The sequence below is a fragment of the Pseudomonas sp. 1L-B-1-E-C1 genome (assembly GCF_057291835.1).
On record NZ_JBXAWN010000001.1, the window covers coordinates 36,457 to 57,301 of the forward strand.

The 20,845-nt window shown below is 60.5% G+C and carries 16 protein-coding genes; 6 read left to right on the forward strand and 10 right to left on the reverse strand.

The features are described 5' to 3' along the window. The first annotated feature begins 208 nt into the window (after positions 1–208). A complete protein-coding gene (locus AC0Z4S_RS00170) occupies positions 209–796 on the forward strand; it encodes a LysE family translocator (RefSeq protein ID WP_253500822.1) in 588 nt (195 codons plus the stop codon). A 144-nt stretch (positions 797–940) separates the two neighbouring features. On the opposite strand, the gene AC0Z4S_RS00175 is transcribed toward AC0Z4S_RS00170, so the two are convergent. Both AC0Z4S_RS00175 and AC0Z4S_RS00180 read right to left on the reverse strand, forming a co-directional pair. Further along, positions 941–1,774 carry an AraC family transcriptional regulator gene (locus AC0Z4S_RS00175; RefSeq protein ID WP_485621575.1) on the reverse strand — a complete coding sequence of 278 codons (834 nt, stop codon included), beginning with the start codon at positions 1,772–1,774 and terminating at the stop codon, positions 941–943. 34 nt (positions 1,775–1,808) lie between these two features. Beyond that, a complete protein-coding gene (locus AC0Z4S_RS00180) occupies positions 1,809–2,312 on the reverse strand; it encodes a VOC family protein (RefSeq protein ID WP_253500824.1) in 504 nt (167 codons plus the stop codon). Between the two features lie 189 nt (positions 2,313–2,501). Here AC0Z4S_RS00180 and AC0Z4S_RS00185 point away from each other — a divergent pair, with 189 nt between their 5' ends. Then, entirely contained in the window at positions 2,502–2,894 is a 393-nt protein-coding gene (locus AC0Z4S_RS00185) for a GFA family protein (protein ID WP_485621576.1), read from the forward strand. Between the two features lie 749 nt (positions 2,895–3,643). Here the strand turns inward: AC0Z4S_RS00185 and AC0Z4S_RS00190 are convergent. Next, complete coding sequence (locus tag AC0Z4S_RS00190; RefSeq protein ID WP_485621577.1) at positions 3,644–4,474, reverse strand: alpha/beta fold hydrolase; 831 nt, start codon at positions 4,472–4,474, stop codon at positions 3,644–3,646. Between the two features lie 247 nt (positions 4,475–4,721). Between AC0Z4S_RS00190 and AC0Z4S_RS00195 the strand changes: the two genes are divergently transcribed. The 4 genes from AC0Z4S_RS00195 to AC0Z4S_RS00210 are packed head-to-tail and all read left to right on the forward strand — an operon-like array spanning position 4,722 to position 8,959. Continuing rightward, positions 4,722–5,177 (forward strand): (2Fe-2S)-binding protein, encoded by a 456-nt coding sequence (locus AC0Z4S_RS00195; protein WP_010459764.1) that lies wholly within the window; start codon positions 4,722–4,724, stop codon positions 5,175–5,177. Between the two features lie 22 nt (positions 5,178–5,199). Continuing rightward, a complete protein-coding gene (locus tag AC0Z4S_RS00200; RefSeq protein ID WP_485621578.1) occupies positions 5,200–7,362 on the forward strand; it encodes a xanthine dehydrogenase family protein molybdopterin-binding subunit in 2,163 nt (720 codons plus the stop codon). 1 nt (position 7,363) lies between these two features. Beyond that, positions 7,364–7,942, forward strand: a complete 579-nt coding sequence (locus AC0Z4S_RS00205) for a hypothetical protein (protein WP_130000055.1) — start codon at positions 7,364–7,366, stop codon at positions 7,940–7,942. Between the two features lie 54 nt (positions 7,943–7,996). Beyond that, entirely contained in the window at positions 7,997–8,959 is a 963-nt protein-coding gene (locus AC0Z4S_RS00210; protein ID WP_485621579.1) for a sensor domain-containing diguanylate cyclase, read from the forward strand. Between the two features lie 206 nt (positions 8,960–9,165). On the opposite strand, the gene AC0Z4S_RS00215 is transcribed toward AC0Z4S_RS00210, so the two are convergent. The 7 genes from AC0Z4S_RS00215 to AC0Z4S_RS00245 form a co-directional block, all read right to left on the reverse strand. Continuing rightward, positions 9,166–12,288, reverse strand: a complete 3,123-nt coding sequence (locus AC0Z4S_RS00215) for a hypothetical protein (protein ID WP_485621580.1) — start codon at positions 12,286–12,288, stop codon at positions 9,166–9,168. A 149-nt stretch (positions 12,289–12,437) separates the two neighbouring features. Further along, positions 12,438–13,232 (reverse strand): enoyl-ACP reductase FabI, encoded by a 795-nt coding sequence (fabI, locus tag AC0Z4S_RS00220; RefSeq protein ID WP_014339032.1) that lies wholly within the window; start codon positions 13,230–13,232, stop codon positions 12,438–12,440. 19 nt (positions 13,233–13,251) lie between these two features. Further along, positions 13,252–14,862 (reverse strand): ABC transporter ATP-binding protein, encoded by a 1,611-nt coding sequence (locus tag AC0Z4S_RS00225; RefSeq protein WP_485621581.1) that lies wholly within the window; start codon positions 14,860–14,862, stop codon positions 13,252–13,254. A 1-nt stretch (position 14,863) separates the two neighbouring features. Beyond that, positions 14,864–15,883 carry an ABC transporter permease gene (locus tag AC0Z4S_RS00230; protein ID WP_016774153.1) on the reverse strand — a complete coding sequence of 340 codons (1,020 nt, stop codon included), beginning with the start codon at positions 15,881–15,883 and terminating at the stop codon, positions 14,864–14,866. A 1-nt stretch (position 15,884) separates the two neighbouring features. Next, positions 15,885–16,958: a microcin C ABC transporter permease YejB gene (locus AC0Z4S_RS00235; protein WP_016774154.1), complete on the reverse strand. Its 1,074-nt coding sequence runs from the start codon at positions 16,956–16,958 to the stop codon at positions 15,885–15,887. Positions 16,959–16,962: 4 nt separating this feature from the next. Beyond that, positions 16,963–18,804: an extracellular solute-binding protein gene (locus tag AC0Z4S_RS00240; RefSeq protein WP_485621582.1), complete on the reverse strand. Its 1,842-nt coding sequence runs from the start codon at positions 18,802–18,804 to the stop codon at positions 16,963–16,965. Beyond that, on the reverse strand, positions 18,801–20,633 hold the full coding sequence (locus AC0Z4S_RS00245) for an extracellular solute-binding protein (RefSeq protein WP_485621583.1): 1,833 nt from the start codon (positions 20,631–20,633) through the stop codon (positions 18,801–18,803). The genes AC0Z4S_RS00240 and AC0Z4S_RS00245 overlap by 4 nt, the downstream gene beginning before the upstream one ends. Positions 20,634–20,845: the final 212 nt, after the last annotated feature.

The following is a 20,845-nucleotide window of genomic DNA, read 5'->3' on the forward strand; positions in this document are numbered from 1 at the left end:
AGATTTGAGCCTCACACAAAACCCTGTGGGAGCGAGCCTGCTCGCGAAGACGTCAGCCCAGCCAACATCGGGCTGACTGACCCACCGCTTTCGCGAGCAAGCTCGCTCCCACAGGTGATTCGCATCCTCAGGGGCATTTTCTTCAATACCGCCACTCCCGCGCTGGCTACCGTAGCCACCTCGTTCCTCGATTTGAAGCAGGTGTGCAATGAGTCTGATTCTTTCCATGGCGGCATTTGCCTTGGCCGCTTCCATCACGCCCGGGCCGGTCAATATCGTTGCCTTGAGTTCCGGTGCGCAATACGGTTTTCGCGCCAGCCAACGGCACGTGGCCGGGGCAACGCTGGGTTTTGTGCTGTTGCTGGTGCTGATGGGCCTGGGCCTGCATGAAGTGCTGCAGTTGTGGCCGTTCATGACTCGCGTGGTGCAATGGGCCGGGGTGGCGTTTCTGCTGTTCATGGCCTGGAAACTCGCCAGCGATGACGGCCGGTTGAATGCCAGCGATTCTGGCCGCGCGCCTTCGATGCTCTATGGCGCGGTGATGCAATGGCTCAACCCCAAGGCCTGGCTGGCCTGCGTAGCTGGCATGGGCGCGTTTGTCGCCGACGGCGAGGCGCGGCTGGTCTGGCAGTTCGCGGCGGTGTATCTGGTGATTTGCTATCTGTCGGTGGGCTGCTGGGTGTATGCCGGGACCTTCCTGCGCGGCTATCTGAGCAATGCGGCGGGGATGCGCTGGTTCAATCGGTTGATGGCGGTGTTGTTGGTGGCGAGCGCGATTTATCTGCTGTTCACTTGATTTCCTGACCGCATTCCCTCTGTAGGAGCTGACGAGTGCAACGAGGCTGCGATCTTTTGATTTTGCTTTTAACGATCAAAAGATCGCAGCCTCGTTGCACTCGGCAGCTCCTACAGGGGATTGGCGTGTGCTCGGAGATTGGGTTCAGCCGCGATACTGCCCCGGCGTCGCCGCCAGATGTTGTTTGAACGCTCGCTGAAAATGCGCCTGATCGGCAAATCCGGCCTCAAGCGCCACGTCAGCAATCAACTGCCCGCTGCGCAAACGTTCGCGGGCGAACTGGATGCGCTGGTTGACCACGAAGGCATGCGGCGTCATCCCGTAACGCTGCTTGAATGCGCGAATCAGGTACGACGGCGACAGCTGCGCCGCCGCGCAAATCGCGTCAAGGCTCAACACCTCAGTGCAATGTTCGCGGATGAACCCGGCGGCGCGTTCAAGTTTGAAATTCGGCTCACGTACTGGCTGATCAGCCGGGTTCAGGCGCAGCTGCAAATCACTGAAAAACTCCACTGCCGCGCTTTGTTTACACAGCGCTTCCTGCTGGTCGTCGATCAACACTTCATACAGCCCCATCAACTTGGCGAACAGTCCGGCATCGCTCAGGTGCGTGTCTGAAAAACGGCGAAATTCCAGCTCCGCCGCAAACCCCGACTGGTGCTGCAAATCCGTCAGCCACGGCGTCTCGACATACAACATCACGTACGACCACGGCTGATCGTCGATCGGGTTGCAGGCGTGGACATCGCCGGGATTCATCAGCACTACGGTGCCCGCCGCCACCTCGTACTGTGCTTGCTCATGCACATAGGTACTGCGCCCGGCGGTGATCGCGCCGATGGAAAAGTGCGCGTGGGAATGCCGCGCGTAGCACACCTCACGGCCATCGGCGATGGCGCGCGCCTCGATGAAGGGCAGGGCGTCGTCGCGCCAGAAAAGCGGGGCTTTCTCGGGGTTTTTCGCAGCGGCGTGTTTCATCGTGGTCTTCCCGGCAAGTCTGCGCCCGAGTGTATTAGCTCTGGCCGTCGAATGCCCGTTGCAGTGCGGCAACATCGAGCTTTTTCATCTGGAACATCGCCTGCATCGCCCGCTGTGACTTGCGCGTGTCCGGGTCTTGCAGCATCTGCAGAAACCCCACGTGGACGATCTGCCACGACACGCCGAACTTGTCCTTGAGCCAGCCGCATTGCTGCGCTTCCACCGGGCCGCCGGCGGACAGGTTGCCCCAGAAATGGTCGATTTCTTCTTGATCCTGGCAATTGACCTGAAATGAAATCGCCTCGTTGAAGGTGAACACCGGCCCGCCGTTGAGCGCGGTGAACGTCTGGCCGTCGAGCTCGAAGCTGACGGTCATCACCGCGCCCTCCGGCTGCCCGTGAAATTCCTGGCCGACTTTGCTGTAGTGAGTCAGCGCGGTGATTTTCGAATGATCGAAGATCGAACAATAAAACGCCGCAGCGGCTTCGGCCTGATCATCGAACCACAAGCACGGCGTGAGTTTCTGAACGCGTTGCATGGCAGTCACCCTTGGCTGATTACAGGCTGGACTATCAGCGTAGTCAGTTCTTCGGCAGATTGCGGTGCCGTAGATCGGCGCGTGCCGGGCGCGTAGGCACCGACTGTTATAGGCTGGGTGGGGTTCGCCACGGGTCCTTTGAACGGCACCTGGCGATTGTGTTTATCAAGGGCGCAATGGAGATGAACCATGAATACATTTACCGGCGGATGCCTGTGCGGCGATGTGCGTTTTCAAGCCTCTGGCGAGCCTTACCGGGTTGGGCTGTGCCACTGTCTCGACTGTCGCAAAGTCCACGGCGCGCTGTTTCATGCCTCGGCGATTTTTCCTGAGGACGCTGTGACCATCAGCGGTGAAACCCATGACTACCAAGGGCGGCATTTTTGTCCGCGCTGTGGTTCGTCGGTGTTCAATCGCAGTGGTGATGAGGTCGAGGTGAACCTCGGCGCGCTGGATGCGCCGGATCAGTTGAATCCGACTTATGAGAGCTGGATTGTGCGACGTGAATCGTGGCTGCCGGATTTTCCGCTGGCCAGGCATTACCGTGGTGATCGTGAAGGCAAAGGGCGGGCAGAGGGATAGGGATTGATTCAACCTTCTGCACACCTGCGATTTCTGTGGGAGCGAGCTTGCTCGTGAAGGCTTTTTTTGGGGCGGTGGGGTATTTTTTGAGTGAGTACATATCCGTTGCTGCGGTAACGGCTGCTTAGGGTTCCGCCCTTACGGCGGGTCACCTTTTTCAAACGCCAAAAAGGTAACCCAAAAGGCTTGCTCCGACGTTCGGCCCCTCGCGGGCTCGGGGTTCCTTCGCTGCGGGATCGATCCGGGCGCAGCGTCTCCGGTTTGCTTCGCTGCACCTCCTTCCGCTGTGTCTGGCTGCGCCAGACGGTCGCTGCGCTCCCACCCCCGGATAAATCCCTCCGCTCAGCCTTCCGACGGGGCCGGTGGATCAAGATCAAAAGCAGGCGAGCTGACACTCGGCCCAGAGGTGAACGCGAGACTGTAGGAGCTGCCGAAGGCTGCGATCTTTTGCTCCTGCTCTTGCTCTTGCTCTTGCTCTTGCTCTTGCTCTTGCTCTTGTAGGAGTGAGCCTGCTCGCGATAGCTATCTCAAAGATACGAATGAACAGCGGATCTACCCTGATCCCTCTGGGAGCTGGCTTGCCAGCGATGGCGGCCTTATAGCCGACCAGTCTCTGGCGGATATACCCAATTCCAACTGTGGGAGCGAGCTTGCTCGCGATGGCGGTGGGTCAGTCACTATTGAATTGACTGACCCACCGCCATCGCGAGCAGGCTCACTCCTACAGGGGATCGCGTAGGTCCGTGATGTCACCCGCGAATAAACGTCAGCAAATCCGCATTGATCGTCTCCGCCTGCGTCGTCGGCATGCCATGCGGAAACCCCGGATACGATTTCAGCGTGCCATTGGGCAGCAGTTTCGCCGACAACGGCCCGGAGTTGGCGTACGGCACGATCTGGTCGTCTTCGCCGTGCATCACCAGCACCGGCACGCTGACTTTTTTCAGGTCTTCGGTGAAGTCAGTCTGCGAAAACGCGACGATGCCGTCATAGTGCGCCTTGGCGCCGCCGATCATGCCCTGGCGCCACCAGTTGGCGATGATCCCTTCCGACGCCTCGGCGCCAGGACGGTTGTAGCCGTAGAAAGGTCCGCTCGGCACATCGCGATAAAACTGCGCCCGGTTCGCTGCCAATTGCGCCTGAAAGCCATCGAACACCGATTTCGGCAAACCGCCCGGGTTGCTTTCGGTCTGCACCATCAACGGTGGCACGGCACTGATCAGCACCGCTTTGCTGACCTTGTCCTGACCATGCCGGGCAATGTAATGGATCACTTCGCCGCCGCCCGTGGAATGGCCAACATGGACAACGTTGTTCGTACCCAGATGATTGACCACGGCCAGCACATCGTCGGCGTAGTGGTCCATGTCGTGGCCGTCCCAGACCTGGCTTGAGCGCCCGTGCCCGCGCCGATCATGGGCAATCACCCGAAAGCCCTGCGCGAGAAAAAACAGCATCTGCGCGTCCCAGTCATCCGAACTGAGCGGCCAGCCGTGGTGGAAATGGATCACCGGAGCGTCGCGCGGGCCCCAGTCCTTGTAGAAGATGTCGACGCCGTCTCGAGTGGTGACAAAACCCATATTCGTTACTCCTGACCTGTGATGGACAACCGCGAGTTTCGCGGACCGGTTGCGCAGAGATACGACGACTCAGTGCGAGCCGTTATCAACTGTAGGATTAATGTCGGCCTCTGCATGACCGCTGGTCACAACGTCTGGCTTCGTGCGCAAATTAAGCTTTGCTGAAAGGGATAAGCGCGGGCGTCCGTAGGTTTTGCAGCCACAGCGACGTCCCTTCGCAACACCGTGAGTCTGAGGAAACCCGCCGATGCTGACCCTGAATATCAATGGCAAGGATCAGGAGCTCGATGTCCCCGCCGACATGCCGTTGCTCTGGGTTCTGCGTGATGTCGCGCACCTGACCGGCACCAAGTTCGGCTGTGGCATGGCCCAGTGCGGCGCGTGCACCGTGCACGTCGACGGTGCGCCATTACGCTCCTGCATTACCCCGGCTACCGCCGTCGCCCACGGGCAGAAAATCCTCACCATCGAAGGCTTGTCCACCGATGGTTCGCACCCGGTGCAACAGGCCTGGGCCGAACTCGACGTGGTCCAGTGCGGTTACTGCCAGTCCGGGCAGATCATGTCCGCCGCCGCACTGCTGGCGAAAATCCCCAAGCCCACCGACAGCGATATCGATCAGGCGCTCTCCGGCAACATCTGTCGCTGCGGCACCTATCCGCGCATTCGCGCAGCGGTCAAACGCGCCGCCGAAATCGGCTGATTCATTCTGTGGGAGATGGACGATGAACAGTCCGGTATCGCGTCGGGGGTTTCTCAAGGGCAGTGCCGTGTTGGGTGGCGGCCTGATGGTGGCGTTTGTGGTGCCCGGCGCCCATCGCTTTGCCCGCGCGGCAGAGGATCAGAACAAGACGTTCGCGCCGAATGCGTTTCTGCGTATCGCGGCGGACGACAGCGTCACCGTGCTGCTCGGCCATTCGGAAATGGGCCAGGGCATCTGGACCGGCCTGACCATGCTGATCGCCGAAGAGCTCGACGCCGACTGGTCGAAAATCAGCGTTCAACACTCGCCAGCCTCGGCGGCGGATTACGGTTTGCCAGCGTTCGGCGGCATGCAGATCACCGGAGGCTCGACTTCGACCTGGATGGAATTTGACCGATATCGCCTGGCCGGGGCGACGGCGCGGCAGATGTTGGTGGAAGCTGCCGCCAAGCGCTTTGACGTCGCGCCGTCGACGATTCGCACTGAATCGGGCGTGGTGATCGCCGGGGACCAGCGCGCCACCTACGGCGATCTGGCCGATGCCGCCGGGCAACTGCCGGTGCCGGACCCGAAAACCATCACGTTCAAGGAAGCCAAGGACTGGAAAGTCATCGGCAAACCGACCAAACGTCTCGACACCCCGGAGAAGATCACCGGCCGCGCCAGATTCGGCATGGACGTGCAGTTCGAGGGCCTGATGACCGCCATGGTCGCTCGCGCGCCGGTGTTCGGCGCCACGGTCAAATCTTTCGAAGGCGCCGCAGCGCTGGCGATTCCCGGCGTGCACAAAGTGCTGCAGGTACCCAGCGGAGTAGCGGTGGTGGCCGAGCATTTCTGGGCGGCGAAGCTGGGGCGCGATGCGCTGAAGGTCGATTGGGACCTGGGACCGCTTGCCGATATGAGCAGCGAAAAGCTGCTGGAGAGTTTCCGCAAACTCGCGGCGACGCCGGGTACGTCCGCCACTCAGGCCGGGGACGCCAAGGCCCATTTCGCCAAGGCTGCGAAGAAAATCGATGTCGAATACAGCGTGCCGTATCTGGCCCATGCGCCGATGGAGCCGCTCAATTGCACGGTGAAGATCAGCACCGGCAAATGCGAAATCTGGACCGGCACGCAATTTCAGACCCTCGACCAGATGGTCGCCAGCAAGATCACCGGGCTCAAACCTGAGCAGGTCGAGATACACACGGAATTTCTCGGCGGTGGTTTCGGGCGCCGCGCCAACCCGACCTCGGATTTTGTCGCCGAAGCCGTGCAAGTCGCGAAAGCGGCAGGCCTGCCGGTGAAAACCGTGTGGGCGCGCGAAGATGACATTCGCGGCGGCTATTACCGCTCGATGTACCTGCATCACGCCCAGGTTGGGCTGGGCGTCGATGGCCTGCCGATGAGTTGGCAGCATGTGCTGGTCGGGCAATCGATCATGACCGGAACGATGCTCGAGGCGGCAATGGTCAAGAATGGCATCGATGCGACCTCGGTCGAGGGTGTGGCCGACAGTCCGTACATCAAGGACCTGCCTGATCATCAGGTCGATCTGCATTCGCCGCAGACCGGCATCAACGTGCTGTGGCTGCGTTCGGTGGGCCACACCCACACCGGTTTCGTCATGGAGTCGCTGATCGATGAACTGGCGACGGCGGCAGGCAAGGATCCGGTGGAGTACCGGCGCACGCTGCTCAAGGCGCATCCGCGGCATCTTGGCGTGCTCAACCTGGCGGTGGAGAAGGCCAACTGGGGCGCGGCGCTACCCGACGGGCATGCCCTCGGCGTGGCGGTGCACGAGTCGTTCGGCAGCTACGTGGCGCAAGTGGCGGAGGTGTCGCAGGACAATCTGGCGATTCGCGTGCATCGGGTGGTGTGCGCGGTGGACTGCGGCATTGCGGTGAATCCGCAGAGCATCGCTGCGCAGATGGAATCGTGCATCACCTTCGGCCTCGGCATGGCCCTGCACAGCAAGCTCACCGTGAAGGACGGCGGTGTCGTGCAGTCCAACTATCACGATTATCAGGTGCTGCGGCTCAATGAAATGCCGGTGGTCGAAGTGCATATCGTCCCCAGCAGCGAAAAACCCGGCGGCATCGGCGAGCCCGGCGTGCCACCGACCGCGCCGGCAGTGGCCAATGCAGTGTTCGCCTTGACCGGGCAACGTCTGCGCGAACTGCCACTGCAACTGTCGGGGGTGTGAGATGAAACGACATCTGGTGCTGGGCACCGTCGTGTTGCTGGGCCTTGGTGGCTACGCCTCGGACCTGTTTGCCGAGGATCAGCAGGCGTTGCAAGCCTTCGGCACGGTGCAGAAAGTTTTCCAGAGCCCGCGCTGCCAGAACTGTCACATTCCCGGCGATTCGCCGTTGCAGTTCGATGCCGGCATTCCCCATGCGATGAACGTGGTGCGCGGCATGGACGGCAAGGGCGCCGCCGGTTTGCCCTGCGCCACCTGCCACGCTGAAAGCAATCCACCGGCCAGTTACGGCCCCCATGCACCTCCGGGCGCGCCGCACTGGAGCCTGCCACCGGCGGCGCACAAAATGGCCTGGATCGGCCTGCCTTCGGACAAGCTCTGCGCGATGATCAAGGACCGCGCGAGCAACGGCGATCGCGATTTCGCCGCACTGTTAAAACACGTCAGCGAAGACAAACTGGTGCTCTGGGGCTGGAATCCCGGGGCAGGGCGCGCTCCGGTGCCGGTACCGCACGATATTTTCGTCGCGCAATTCAAACTCTGGGCCGATGCCGGCGGGCCGTGTCCGGTGGCGCAGATGTGAAGCCACCACGATTTAGCGCTACGCTGAACGCATGACTGTCTACGGAGTGTGCGCATGCTGGTGCCCGGAAAACCTGCCAATGAAGCTGCCCGAATTGACGCGTTGCACGGCCTTAACCTCGACTCGGCTCCCGAAGAACGCTTCGATCGCCTGACGCGCCTGGCCAAGCGCTTGTTCAATGTGCCGATCGCGTTGGTCACACTCGTGGACAAGGATCGTCAGTGGTTCAAGTCCTGTGTGGGGCTTGATGTCAGCGAGACGTCGCGCGATGTCTCGTTCTGCGGCCATGCGATTTTGCAGGACGAGTTGATGCTGGTGCCTGATGCGCGGGAAGACCTGCGTTTCCATGACAATCCGCTGGTCACGGGCGCGCCGAATATTCGCTTTTACGCCGGTTATCCGCTGACCGTGCCCGACGGCAACAAGATGGGCACCTTGTGCCTGATCGATACCAAACCCCGCAACCTCGACGACGAAGAGCGGGCCCTGCTGCGTGACCTTGCGCAGATGGCCGAGCAAGAGCTGACGGCGGTGCAGCTGGCGAGCATGGATGAACTGACGCTGTTGTCCAATCGTCGCGGTTTCAAACAACTGGCCCAGCACGCGCTGGACGCCTGCGCGCGCCTGAACCGACCGGCGACGCTGCTGTTTTTCGATCTCAACGACTTCAAGCAGATCAACGATCTGTACGGCCATGCCGAAGGTGACAGCGCGCTGAAGACCTTCGCCGATGTGTTGCGCATTGCCTTTCGCGAGAGTGATGTGGTCGGGCGCCTGGGTGGCGATGAGTTTGTCGCGTTGCTGACCGGCTCCAGTCACGTCGAAACCACACGGATCATGGCGCGGCTCAAGGAAATCCTTGAAGAGCGCAACGCGACGCTGCACCGGGGTTACGCGATTCGCTTCAGCGTTGGCCAGATCGAATACGATCCCGCGCGTCATGACACCGTAGATCGCCTGTTGGCCGATGCGGATAGCGCGATGTATGCGCACAAACAGACTCTGAAAGGCTGCTAGTTCAGCCGCAAATCAAAGGCAGGAGTGAGCCTGCTCGCGATAGCGGTGTGTCAGGCAGTCCTCAAGTCACAGATAAAATGCTATCGCGAGCAGGCTCACTCCTACAGGTTTGGCGGTGTTGTTGATTTTTTGTTTGGCCGCCAACCCCTGTGGCAGCGAGCCTGCTCGCGAAGGCGTCAGCTCATTCAATGCAATCTCGCCAGGGCTCAGACTTTGGGCGGACTCAGCTTGCGGTAAAACGCCAGCCATTTCTCATGACTGGCAGCAGCATCCTTGAGGTCGGGCACTCGCAGCGCCTCTTGCAAGGCTTGCGCCTCATAGGCGTCGAACAGGTGCCGGACGGCGGTGCTGGCGATGGCGTTGACCTTCCTCGAGGCAAAGGTGTCAGGCACGGCGGGGCGTGCTTGTTGCTCCAGGGGGGCGCCTTCAATGTCGAGTAGACTGATGAACGCGTTGCAGGTGGCGTTTGAGCGGGGAAGGGTGCCGTGCCGGTAGGCTTCGGCATCCAGGGGCAGCGATTTCGGCGCTTCTTTCGCCACCGATGGCGTGAGCAAGGTGATATCGATATCACGACGCACGACCACTTCATTCCTGCAGGTGAAAATTTCGCACACCCGGGTTGTCTCCCCATGCAGCAGTGCAAGGATGCCGAAGGGCGCTGCGGCGTCGGAAATTGACTTGTTCGCGGTCGTTGATGTGGGCCGCAGGGCCAGCAATTCCAGCCTGTAGTCTTCGATGTCGAGCCGTTGCGCCAGCGGCAAACTACAAAACGCTTCCTTGAGAAACGCGGTATGCGCGTCCTTCATCTGCTTGAGGCGTGCAGCCAGTGCCGCATGGAAAGAGGTTGCCACGCTTTGCAGTCTGGGCAGCGACGCCTTCATGGACGCCAGTTGCAGCTGTGGATTGCTCGATTGCCAACCCTGCAGGTCGCCTGCCAGCTTGCCGGCCATATGCAGTTCGCCCAGAGAGTAATGCGGCGCATCGGACTCGGCATTCGAGGCTGGGACAAACAGCACCTTCTCCGTCAGGTGTGGGTTATCGGAGAAAACCTGGCGCAGATCCGTCAGGGCAACCGTGGAAGGAGTGGGCGGCGTCGTCAGAAACGCCTGCCGGTCTAAATCGTCCAGCAAACGAGTGTGACCGCGAAAGAGCAGGTCGGCCTGCTTCATCGTCGTGGCGTCATAAATCGTGACCTGAAATTCGGCGTTGCGCTGGATCAACCCTCTGGCAACCGCCCAGTCTATGACAATCGAGGCACAGGCCTCCCCGCGCAGGAATTGGTAGAAGTCCGTCGGAGCCGGGCCTTTGGTCAGCTGGCTCAGTTGTGGGTAGCTCATCAAGCGCGCCACGCCCGGCAGGCGGCTTTCGATATACAGCACGACTTGCTTGAACCACACCCAGTGCAGGCAACTCATGTAGGAGAGTGATGCAGGAATGTCGCGGGTGAGAAACTCCGGCGCTATGCCCGACAACAACAGGTGGGTCGCCAATGTCTTGTTGTTGACCCTCGTGAGCTGCGGCTGCCGGTCGATGAACCGGCGTACCTCATCATAGTTGTCGCCCCAGAAATCGTGGCCCTCCAGACGCTGGTCGACGATTCGGTTCAAATCCTCACCGGCGCTCGGTTCCAGGCTGAGAATCAATGCAGCGAGCAACAGGCGATCGCGATTGGTGGCCAAAAGACGTTTTTTTCCGACCGGCGCCCCCAGGTTCTTCACCAATTGATTGCCCAGCGTCCGGGCGCGTGGCGTGATCAGGATACAGCTGATCAGGTAATCGGCTTTTGCCTTGAGCGTATTGAGCGGCAGGTCGGTATCGACGCCTTCACTGAGGTAGTCGATCAAGGGCGGCGAGTCTTCGGGCAAAAACCTTTGGGTGGTGTCGATAATGCTCTGACGTTGTGACGTCGTGAACCCCTCGGTTTGTGTCCAGGGCTGACCTAACAGATACCAGTGGTTCATGTGTCCGGGACGCGTGTGCAGATCGACCCTGTACCATTTCGCCATGGCGAGTGCGTGCTCGACAGTTTTCGGCAAAGGCAGGTTGTAGAAGCGCAACATCTGCCCAAGCGTGACTTTACCGCTCGAACGGAGGGCTCCGCCGGCTTTGCGTGCCTTGGCTGTAAGCCGATCGCGATGAAGTTTCAGATCAGTGTTCTTTTCTACCTGAGTCGTCAAAGTCACCCAGCCTTTGGCACTGGCGGTACCGACATGCCCGGTGTCGCTCACCAGCAATTGACTGTCGGCAGGCAACCCGTGCTGCTGCAGAATGGCTTGAAAATCCGCATTGGAGCTGAATATCTGCAATTGACGCTGGCCGAGCGTCATCCACTCCGCCAGCGCGGAATCCGGATGGGGCTCGCTGAATTCCTCGTAATCGATTTTGGCGTCGGGTGCCTTGTTCCAGCTCAGTGCCTCAAGGCGCCGGACAATATGCCGACCGTCTTCGAGGTCGGCGAAGCTTTCGCGATAGCTGCGGATGGGGTCGGCGGTCTGCACGTAGTCACTGACGTAGGGCAGTTCCGGCCAGCGGTGTTGTCGCAGACGTTTCGCAAGCGCTTCGGCTTGCCCGGCATCTTCCGGCGATGGAAACTCGTAACGAGCCAGAAGCTCGCGCAGTTTAAGGCGCGGCCCTCTGACAGGAGCGGAAACAGAGGCTGAAGTGAGCGTTACGGGAGTGTCGAGAAAGCTGCGCTCCTCGAAGGGATCCCTCGTCAGCAACACTTCATCGATGCACTCGGCGATGGCCCTGAAATCCTCCAGTTGCTCGTTACGTTCCTTGACTACGGCTGAAGTGGTGTGGCCGTCATCATCAATGGGGGCAAAGCCTGTGTTTTTCAGTTCGGTCACAATGACCCCGGCCTGCACCGCGTTTTGCGGTTCCGGATAACCGTAGAACGCCAATACCACTTGCCGTGGAAAGCGGTACAGGGGGTTGGCCGACTTGCCGCCGATGTAAGGCAAACCCAAGCCGGCAGGATCTATGCGCTGGGAAATCGACAGCAACATGGGCGCCATCTGCCACCAGCCAGAATCATCTTCCAGAGTGAAAGTGCGAACACCGCTTGAGCCATTGGCTGGCGTTTGTGCGTGCAGGGTGTCGCCTTTGATCTGCAGGGTGTCCAGGTCGATATGGAAGCGGCTGGCCCAGTCGAGAAACTCGGGGCGTTCGAGGGCGTTCCAGTAAAGCTCCATCCACTCGCGCAGCAGGCACGGACGGGGCACGTCCAGCGTACGCGTCGGCGTGGCGGCGGTGACCACCGGAACGGCAGTCAATTCCGCGATGAGATTCTGGAGCAGCGTCTGTTCATGTACCGGTGTGTCGTTCATTTGTGCCTCCCTGGCGGCTGACAAGCATTAAGAGCCGAGTATCGAAGGCAGAGCACAGTGGTTGGCGGTACATATGTAGTGCGGCGATCTTTTCTCCGGGCGTAAAAAACCCGCCAGATTCGGCGGGTTTTTTATTGGCTAACCGAAGATCACTCTTCGATGTTGCCCATGGCGGTGGTGTTGAAGCCACCGTCGACGTACATGATTTCACCGCTGATGCCCGACGCCAGGTCGGAGCACAGGAAGGCGCCGGCGTTGCCGACTTCTTCGATGGTGACGTTGCGGCGCAGCGGAGTCTGCGCTTCGTTGGCGGCCAGCATCTTGCGGAAGTTCTTGATGCCGGAAGCGGCCAGGGTGCGGATCGGACCAGCCGACACGCAGTTGACGCGGGTGCCGTCCGGGCCGAGGGAACCGGCCAGGTAACGGACGCCGGCTTCCAGCGAAGCCTTGGCCATGCCCATCACGTTGTAGTTCGGCATGGTGCGCTCGGCGCCCAGGTACGACAGGGTCAGCAGGCTGCCATTGCGACCTTTCATCATTTCGCGACCGGCCTTGGCCAGAGCCACGAAGCTGTAGGCGCTGATGTCGTGAGCGATGCGGAAACCTTCACGGGTGGTGGCTTCGGTGAAGTCGCCGTCCAGTTGGTCGCCCGGCGCGAAGCCGACGGAGTGCACGATACAGTCCAGGCCGTCCCACTTCTTGCTCAGTTGTTCGAAGACCTTGGCGATTTCTTCATCGCTGGCCACGTCGCACGGGAAGCACAGCTCAGGGCTCGAACCCCAGCCCTGTGCGAACTCTTCGACGCGACCCTTGAGTTTGTCGTTCTGATAAGTGAAGGCAAGCTCAGCGCCCTCGCGATGCATGGCGGCAGCGATGCCGGATGCGATGGACAGCTTGCTGGCGACACCGACGATCAGTACGCGCTTACCGGCGAGAAAACCCATGTGTTGCTCCTCTTTCAGGTTATTGCGCAGTGGCTGGTGCCAGAAAAGCGGCTTCCAGCAACTGCTGTGTATACGGATGTTGGGGGGCGGCAAAGATACTTTGCGCGTCTCCCTGTTCGACCACTTGGCCATGCTTGACCACCATCAGTTGGTGGCTCAGCGCTTTGACGACAGCCAGGTCATGGCTGATGAACAAATACGTCAGGTTGTACTTGGCTTGCAGTGAACGCAACAGCTCCACTACTTGCCGCTGCACCGTCCGGTCGAGCGCCGAAGTCGGCTCGTCCAGCAGGATCAGCGCCGGTTTGAGCACCAGGGCCCGGGCAATGGCAATTCGTTGCCGTTGCCCACCGGAAAATTCGTGGGGGTAGCGGTGCCGGGTTTCCGGATCCAGACCTACCTCCTTCAATGCCGCGATGATCGCCGCTTCCTGTTCGGCGGCGGTGCCCATCTTGTGTATCCGCAGGCCTTCGCCAACGATGTCGTTGACGCACATGCGCGGGCTCAGGCTGCCGAACGGGTCCTGAAACACCACCTGCATCTCCCGGCGCAGCGGGCGAACCTCGCTCTGCGTCAGGCAGTCTAGCTGCTTGCCTTCAAAGCGGATCGCGCCTTTGCTGCCGATCAGGCGCAAAATCGCCAGACCGAGGGTGGATTTGCCGGAACCGCTTTCGCCGACGATCCCCAGGGTCTGACCCTGAGGCAGGCTGAAATTGATGCCGTCCACTGCCTTGACGTAATCCACCGTGCGCTTGAGCAGGCCTTTCTTGATCGGAAACCAGACTTTCAGGTCCTCGACTTCGAGCAGCGGCGCACCGATTGCATTGTTTGCCGGGCCGCCGCTGGGCTCCGCGCCGAGCAATTCCCGAGTGTACGGATGCTGCGGCGAACGGAACAGCTCTGCGCACGATGCCTGTTCGACGATGCAACCGCGCTGCATGACACATACGCGATGCGCAATTCTTCGCACCAGGTTCAAATCATGACTGATCAGTAGCAGCGACATGCCCAATCGAGCCTGAAGATCCTTGAGCAAATCGAGGATTTTCAGCTGAACGGTCACGTCCAGCGCCGTGGTCGGTTCGTCGGCAATCAGCAATTCCGGCTCGTTGGCCAGGGCCATGGCGATCATCACCCGCTGCCGCTGGCCGCCGGACAATTCATGGGGCAGGGCCTTGAGGCGCTTGTGCGGCTCGGGTATGCCGACCATTTCCAGCAGCTCCAAAGTCCGTCTGGTCGCAACTTTGCCGCTCAAGCCCTTGTGGATGCCGAGAATTTCGTTGATCTGCTTCTCGATCGAGTGCAGCGGATTCAGCGAGGTCATCGGTTCCTGAAAAATCATCGCAATGCGGTTGCCACGAATGTGACGAATGGTCTTTTCGCTCAGGCCCAGCAGATTCTGCCCGGCATAATTGATGCTGCCGGTCGGATGCCGCGCCATGGGGTAGGGCAACAGGCGCAGGATCGAATGCGCCGTCACCGATTTGCCTGAGCCTGATTCGCCGACCAGCGCCAGGGTTTCGCCGCGCTTGATGTCGAAGCTCACGCCCTCGACCACACGGTGTACCCGCTCGCCGAAACCGAATTCGACGGCGAGGTCGCGCACTTCGATCAGATTGTCCTGATTCATTTCACTTCCTCGGGTCGAAGGCATCGCGAGCGGACTCGCCGATGAACACCAGCAAACTCAACATCAATGCCAGCACGGCAAACGCGCTCATGCCCAGCCATGGCGCCTGCAGGTTGGATTTGCCCTGGGCGACCAGTTCGCCCAGCGACGGGCTGCCCGCCGGCAAGCCGAAACCGAGGAAGTCCAGCGCGGTGAGGGTGCCGATGGCGCCGGTGAGGATGAACGGCATGAAGGTCATGGTCGAGACCATGGCGTTGGGCAGGATGTGGCGGAACATGATCGCGCCGTTCTGCATGCCCAGCGCGCGGGCGGCACGCACGTATTCCAGATTGCGCCCACGGAGGAACTCGGCGCGCACCACATCGACCAGACTCATCCACGAGAACAGCAGCATGATCCCCAGCAGCCACCAGAAATTCGGCTGGACGAAACTGGCGAGGATGATCAGCAGGTACAGCACCGGCAGGCCCGACCAGATTTCCAGAAAACGCTGCCCGGCCAGATCGACCCAGCCACCGTAGAAACCCTGTAGCGCCCCGGCAATCACGCCGATGATCGAACTCAATACGGTCAACGTCAGGGCAAACAGCACGGAAATGCGGAAACCGTAGATCACCCGCGCCAACACGTCGCGGCCCTGATCGTCGGTGCCCAGCAGGTTGTCCGCCGAGGGTGGCGCCGGGGCCGGGACTTTCAGATCGTAGTTGATGCTCTGGTAGCTGTAGGGGATCGGCGCCCACAGAATCCACGCGTCCTTGGCTTTGAGCAGCTCACGGATGTATGGGCTCTTGTAGTTGGCTTCCAGCGGGAATTCGCCACCGAAGGCGGTTTCCGGGTAGCGTTTGATCGCCGGGAAATACCAGTTGTTGTCGTAATGCACGACCAGCGGTTTGTCGTTGGCGATCAGCTCGGCACCCAGACTCAGGCCGAACAGAATCAGAAACAGCCACAGCGACCACCAGCCACGCTTGTTGGCCTTGAACAGTTCGAAGCGCCGGCGGTTGAGAGGGGACAGGTTCATCTCAATGCTCCCGGCTGGCGAAGTCGATGCGCGGATCGACAAAGGTGTAGGTGAGGTCGCCAATCAGTTTCACCACCAGCCCCAGCAGGGTGAAGATGAACAGCGTGCCGAACACTACCGGGTAGTCGCGGTTGATCGCCGCTTCGAAACTCATCAGGCCGAGGCCGTCGAGGGAGAAAATCACTTCCACCAGCAACGAGCCGGTGAAGAAAATACCGATGAACGCCGAAGGAAAACCGGCAATCACCAGCAGCATGGCGTTGCGGAATACGTGGCCGTAGAGCACGCGATGGCGGGTCAGGCCCTTGGCCTTGGCGGTGACCACGTACTGTTTGTTGATTTCATCGAGGAAGCTGTTTTTGGTCAGCAGGGTCATGGTCGCGAAGTTGCCGATCACCAGCGCCGTCACGGGCAATGCCAGGTGCCAGAAGTAATCGAGGATCTTGCCGCCCAGGCTCAACTCATCGAAGTTGTTCGACGTCAGGCCGCGCAGGGGGAACCAGTCGAGATAACTGCCGCCGGCAAACACCACGATCAGCAGGATCGCAAACAGAAACGCCGGGATCGCGTAACCGACGATGATCGCCGAACTGGTCCAGACGTCGAAGTGGCTGCCGTGCCGCGTGGCCTTGGCGATGCCCAGCGGGATCGACACCAAGTACATGATCAGCGTGCTCCACAGCCCCAGCGAGATCGACACCGGCATCTTTTCCTTGATCAGGTCGATGACCTTGGCGTCGCGGAAGAAACTGTCGCCGAAATCCAGCTGCGCGTAGTTCTTGACCATGATCCACAGGCGTTCCGGGGCCGATTTGTCGAACCCGTACATGTGCTCGATTTCCTTGATCAGCGCCGGGTCCAGCCCTTGCGCGCCACGGTAGGACGAGCCGGCCACCGCCACCTCGGCACCGCCGCCGGCAATCCGGCTGGTAGCACCTTCGAAGCCTTCGAGCTTGGCGATCATCTGCTCGACCGGCCCGCCGGGCGCGGCCTGGATGATCACGAAGTTGATCAGCAGGATGCCGAACAGGGTCGGAATGATCAGCAGCAGTCGCCGAAAGATATACGCCAGCATCTGATTACTCCGTGCCCGCAGGGTCGGCTTGCAGTTGGGTTTCGACTTCTACGGCCGGTTTGGCGTCAGGCTTGACCCACCAGGTGTTGATGCCGATGTCGTACTTGGGCGAGGTTTTTGGGTGGCCGATGTGGTTCCAGTAGGCCACGCGCCAGCTCTTGATGTGCCAGTTCGGCACTACGTAGTAGCCCCATTGCAGTACGCGATCCAGCGCGCGGGCGTGGGCCACCAGGCTTTTGCGCGAGTCGGCGTTGATCAGGCTTTCCACCAGTTGGTCAACGGTCGCATCCTTCAGGCCCATGCTGTTGCGGCTGCTCGGTTTGTCGGCGGCGGCGCTCATCCAGTACTCGCGCTGTTCGTTGCCCGGCGAGTTGGACTGCGGAAAGCTGCCGACCATCATGTCGAAGTCCCGCGAACGCACGCGATTGATGTACTGCGAGACGTCGACGCGGCGGATCACCAGATCAATGCCGAGGTCGCTGAGGTTGCGCTTGAACGGCAGCAGCACCCGTTCGAACTCGGTCTGGGCGAGGAGGAATTCGATCACCACCGGTTTGCCAGCGGCGTCGACCATTTTGTCGTCAACGATCTTCCAGCCGGCCTCTTGCAACAGTTGATACGCCTCGCGCTGCTGGGTGCGGATCATGCCGCTGGCGTCGGTCTGCGGATTTTCGAAGGCTTCGCTGAACACCTGGGCCGGCAGTTTGCTGCGGAATGGCTCAAGGATTGTCCGCTGATCGGCGTCCGGCAGGCCGGTGGCGGCCATTTCCGAGTTCTCGAAGTAACTGCGGGTGCGCACGTAAGCGCCATTGAACAATTGCTTGTTGGTCCATTCGAAATCGAACAACAGCCCAAGCGCCTGGCGCACGCGGACATCCTGGAACAGCGGACGGCGCAGGTTGAAGACGAAGCCCTGCATGCCGGTCGGGTTGCTGTTGGGAATCAGTTCCTTGATCAAACGGCCCTCGGTCACCGCCGGAACGTTATAGGCGCTGGCCCAGTTCTTCGCGGTCATCTCCAGCCAGTAATCGAACTGCCCGGCCTTCAGCGCTTCGAGGGCAACGGTGTTGTCGCGGTAGTAGTCGGTGGTCATCGTGTCGAAATTGTAGAAACCACGGTTGACCGGCAAGTCCTTGCCCCAGTAATCCTTGACCCGTTCGTAACGTACCGAACGGCCAGCCTTCACTTCGGTGACCTTGTACGGGCCGCTGCCCAGCGGAATTTCCAGATTGCCCTTGTTGAAATCGCGACTGGCCCACCAGTGTTTCGGCAGGACTGGCAATTGGCCGAGGATCAGCGGCAGTTCGCGGTTGTTGCTGTGTTTGAACTTGAACAGCACTTTCAACGGGTCTTCGACAATGGCTTCGGCGACGTCGTTGTAGTAGCCGCGAAACATCGGCGAGCCTTCCTTGGTCAGCGTCTCGAAGCTGAACACCACGTCTTCGGCGCGCACCGGGTGGCCGTCATGGAAACGTGCTTCCGGGCGCAGGTAGAAACGCACCCAGCTGTTGTCGTCGGCTTTCTCGATTTTGCTGGCGATCAGACCGTATTCGGTGAACGGCTCGTCGAGGCTGTGTTTGGTCAGGGTGTCGTAGATCTGCCCGATGTCATCGGCGGGCACGCCTTTGTTGATGAACGGGTTGAGGCTGTCGAAGCCGCCGAAACCGGCTTGACGAAACACGCCGCCCTTGGGCGCATCGGGGTTCACGTAGTCGAAATGCTTGAAGTCGGCCGGGTATTTCGGCGGCTCGTTGTACAGGGTCACGGCGTGTTGCGGGGCGGCACAGGCCAGCCCGGCGAACAGCAAGCCGCTGGCCTGCACGAGCAGTAAGCGAACAGGGTTCATCGATCTTTCTCCGAAGACTTCAGCCACCACGCGCTCAGGCCCAGGGTGTAGGGCGGCGTGGTGACAAAGGCCAACCGGTTGCGGTAGGCCAGACGGTGATAATTGAGGTACCAGTTGGGAATGCTGTAGTGCTGCCAGAGCAGCACGCGGTCGAGCGCCTTGCCGGCGGCGACCTGCTCGTCGCGGGTGCGCGCGGCGAGCAGTTGTTCGAGCAGGTGATCGACCACCGGATTGGCGATGCCCGCGTAATTCTTGCTGCCCTTGACGTTCACCTGACTGGAGTGGAAGTACTGCCACTGCTCAAGGCCCGGGCTCAAGGTCTGGCCCAGTGTCATCGAGATCATGTCGAAATCGAATTGATCGAGGCGCTGTTTGTACTGCGCGCGATCGACGGTGCGCAGGCGTGCGTCGATGCCGATGCTGTTGAGGTTCTCGATATACGGCTGGTAGAGACGCTCCAGGCTCGGATTGACCAGCAGCAGTTCGAAGCGCAGCGGTTGGCCTTGGGCGTTCTGCAAGCGCTGACCGTTGAGCTTCCAGCCGGCGTCCGCGAGCAATGCCAATGCCTTGCGCATGGTTTCCCGGGGAATGCCGCGACCGTCGGTTTGCGGCAGGGTGAATGGCTCGGTGAACAGCTTGGCCGGGAGCTGATCCTTGTACGGCTTGAGCATCAGCCATTCATGCCCGACCGGCAGGCCCGAGGCGGTGAATTCGCTGTTGGGGTAGTAACTTGTGGTGCGCTTGTAGGCATCGCTGAACAGCGCGCGGTTGGTCCACTCGAAGTCGAACATCAGCCCCAGCGCTTCGCGGGTCTTGACGTCGGCGAAGGTCGCGCGGCGGGTGTTCATGAACAGGCCTTGGGTCTGGGTCGGAATCTGATGCGGGATCTGCGCCTTGATCACCTCGCCACGCCGTACGGCAGGGAAGTTGTAACCGTTGACCCAGTTCTTCGCCTGATGCTCGATGTAGATGTCGAACTCACCGGCCTTGAACGCTTCGAACGCCACATCGCTGTCGCGATAGAACTCGACTTCCATGCGATCGAAATTGTACTTGCCGCGATTGACCGGCAAGTCCTTGCCCCAGTAATCCTTGACCCGTTCGAAGATCAACTGCCGCCCCGGCGTTACCGAGGTGATGCGGTACGGCCCGCTGCCCAGCGGTGGTTCGAAGGTGGTGGCCTTGAAGTCGCGGTCTTTCCAGTAATGCTGGGGCAGCACCGGCAATTCGCCCAGACGCAGGATCAGCAGCGGATTGCCCGAGCGCTTGAACACGAAGCGAATGCGCTGCTTGTTGAGGATGTCGACCCGCAGCACTTCCTGCAGCGCGGTGCGATACAGCGGATGGCCGTCCTTGAGCAGCGTTCGATAGGAGAACGCGACGTCGTAGGCGGTGATGGGAGAGCCGTCATGGAAACGCGCCTCGGGGCGCAGATTGAAGACGACCCAGCTGCGATCTTCGCTGTACTCCACCGATTGTGCGATCAAACCGTAGCTCGACGCCGGCTCGTCGCCGGACGGCGAATACTGCCCGGTACCCACCATCAGCGGCTCGTTCAGTTCGTTGATGCCGTACTGGAGGAAATTCGCTGTGGTGACCGGGCTGGTGCCCTTGAAGGTGTACGGATTGACCGTATCGAAGGTGCCGAACGCCATCACCCGCAACGTGCCGCCCTTGGGCGCTTGCGGGTTGACCCAGTCGAAGTGGGTAAATCTGGCCGGGTACTTGAGCGTGCCGAACTGCGCATAACCATGACTTTCGGTAATCGTCGCGCTTGCGGGTGAGCTCAAGGCCAGGCTGATCAGGAGCAGGAGGAGGGCACGCTTCAAGTCAGATCCGATCCAGCGGCTTGGGCTTTGTGGGCCGTACAGTAACAGCTTGTCTGGACAGGAAAAAGATGCGGGTTAAAGAGCCCCTCACCCTAACCCTCTCCCGGAGGGCGAGAGGACTGATCGTGGTGTCTGGGCGAATTGCACCGACGTGCGATACCGAGTCGAAAACCAGATTTTGAGACGCCCCCGATCGGCTCCCTTTCCCCCTC

What these genes read in the sequence shown, in the direction of transcription:
- AC0Z4S_RS00170 (WP_253500822.1), top strand. Translation starts at nt 209, where the DNA reads ATGAGTCTGATTCTTTCCATGGCGGCATTTGCCTTGGCCGCTTCCATC.
- AC0Z4S_RS00175 (WP_485621575.1), bottom strand. Translation starts at nt 1,774, where the DNA reads ATGAAACACGCCGCTGCGAAAAACCCCGAGAAAGCCCCGCTTTTCTGG.
- AC0Z4S_RS00180 (WP_253500824.1), bottom strand. Translation starts at nt 2,312, where the DNA reads ATGCAACGCGTTCAGAAACTCACGCCGTGCTTGTGGTTCGATGATCAG.
- AC0Z4S_RS00185 (WP_485621576.1), top strand. Translation starts at nt 2,502, where the DNA reads ATGAATACATTTACCGGCGGATGCCTGTGCGGCGATGTGCGTTTTCAA.
- AC0Z4S_RS00190 (WP_485621577.1), bottom strand. Translation starts at nt 4,474, where the DNA reads ATGGGTTTTGTCACCACTCGAGACGGCGTCGACATCTTCTACAAGGAC.
- AC0Z4S_RS00195 (WP_010459764.1), top strand. Translation starts at nt 4,722, where the DNA reads ATGCTGACCCTGAATATCAATGGCAAGGATCAGGAGCTCGATGTCCCC.
- AC0Z4S_RS00200 (WP_485621578.1), top strand. Translation starts at nt 5,200, where the DNA reads ATGAACAGTCCGGTATCGCGTCGGGGGTTTCTCAAGGGCAGTGCCGTG.
- AC0Z4S_RS00205 (WP_130000055.1), top strand. Translation starts at nt 7,364, where the DNA reads ATGAAACGACATCTGGTGCTGGGCACCGTCGTGTTGCTGGGCCTTGGT.
- AC0Z4S_RS00210 (WP_485621579.1), top strand. Translation starts at nt 7,997, where the DNA reads ATGCTGGTGCCCGGAAAACCTGCCAATGAAGCTGCCCGAATTGACGCG.
- AC0Z4S_RS00215 (WP_485621580.1), bottom strand. Translation starts at nt 12,288, where the DNA reads ATGAACGACACACCGGTACATGAACAGACGCTGCTCCAGAATCTCATC.
- fabI (WP_014339032.1), bottom strand. Translation starts at nt 13,232, where the DNA reads ATGGGTTTTCTCGCCGGTAAGCGCGTACTGATCGTCGGTGTCGCCAGC.
- AC0Z4S_RS00225 (WP_485621581.1), bottom strand. Translation starts at nt 14,862, where the DNA reads ATGAATCAGGACAATCTGATCGAAGTGCGCGACCTCGCCGTCGAATTC.
- AC0Z4S_RS00230 (WP_016774153.1), bottom strand. Translation starts at nt 15,883, where the DNA reads ATGAACCTGTCCCCTCTCAACCGCCGGCGCTTCGAACTGTTCAAGGCC.
- AC0Z4S_RS00235 (WP_016774154.1), bottom strand. Translation starts at nt 16,958, where the DNA reads ATGCTGGCGTATATCTTTCGGCGACTGCTGCTGATCATTCCGACCCTG.
- AC0Z4S_RS00240 (WP_485621582.1), bottom strand. Translation starts at nt 18,804, where the DNA reads ATGAACCCTGTTCGCTTACTGCTCGTGCAGGCCAGCGGCTTGCTGTTC.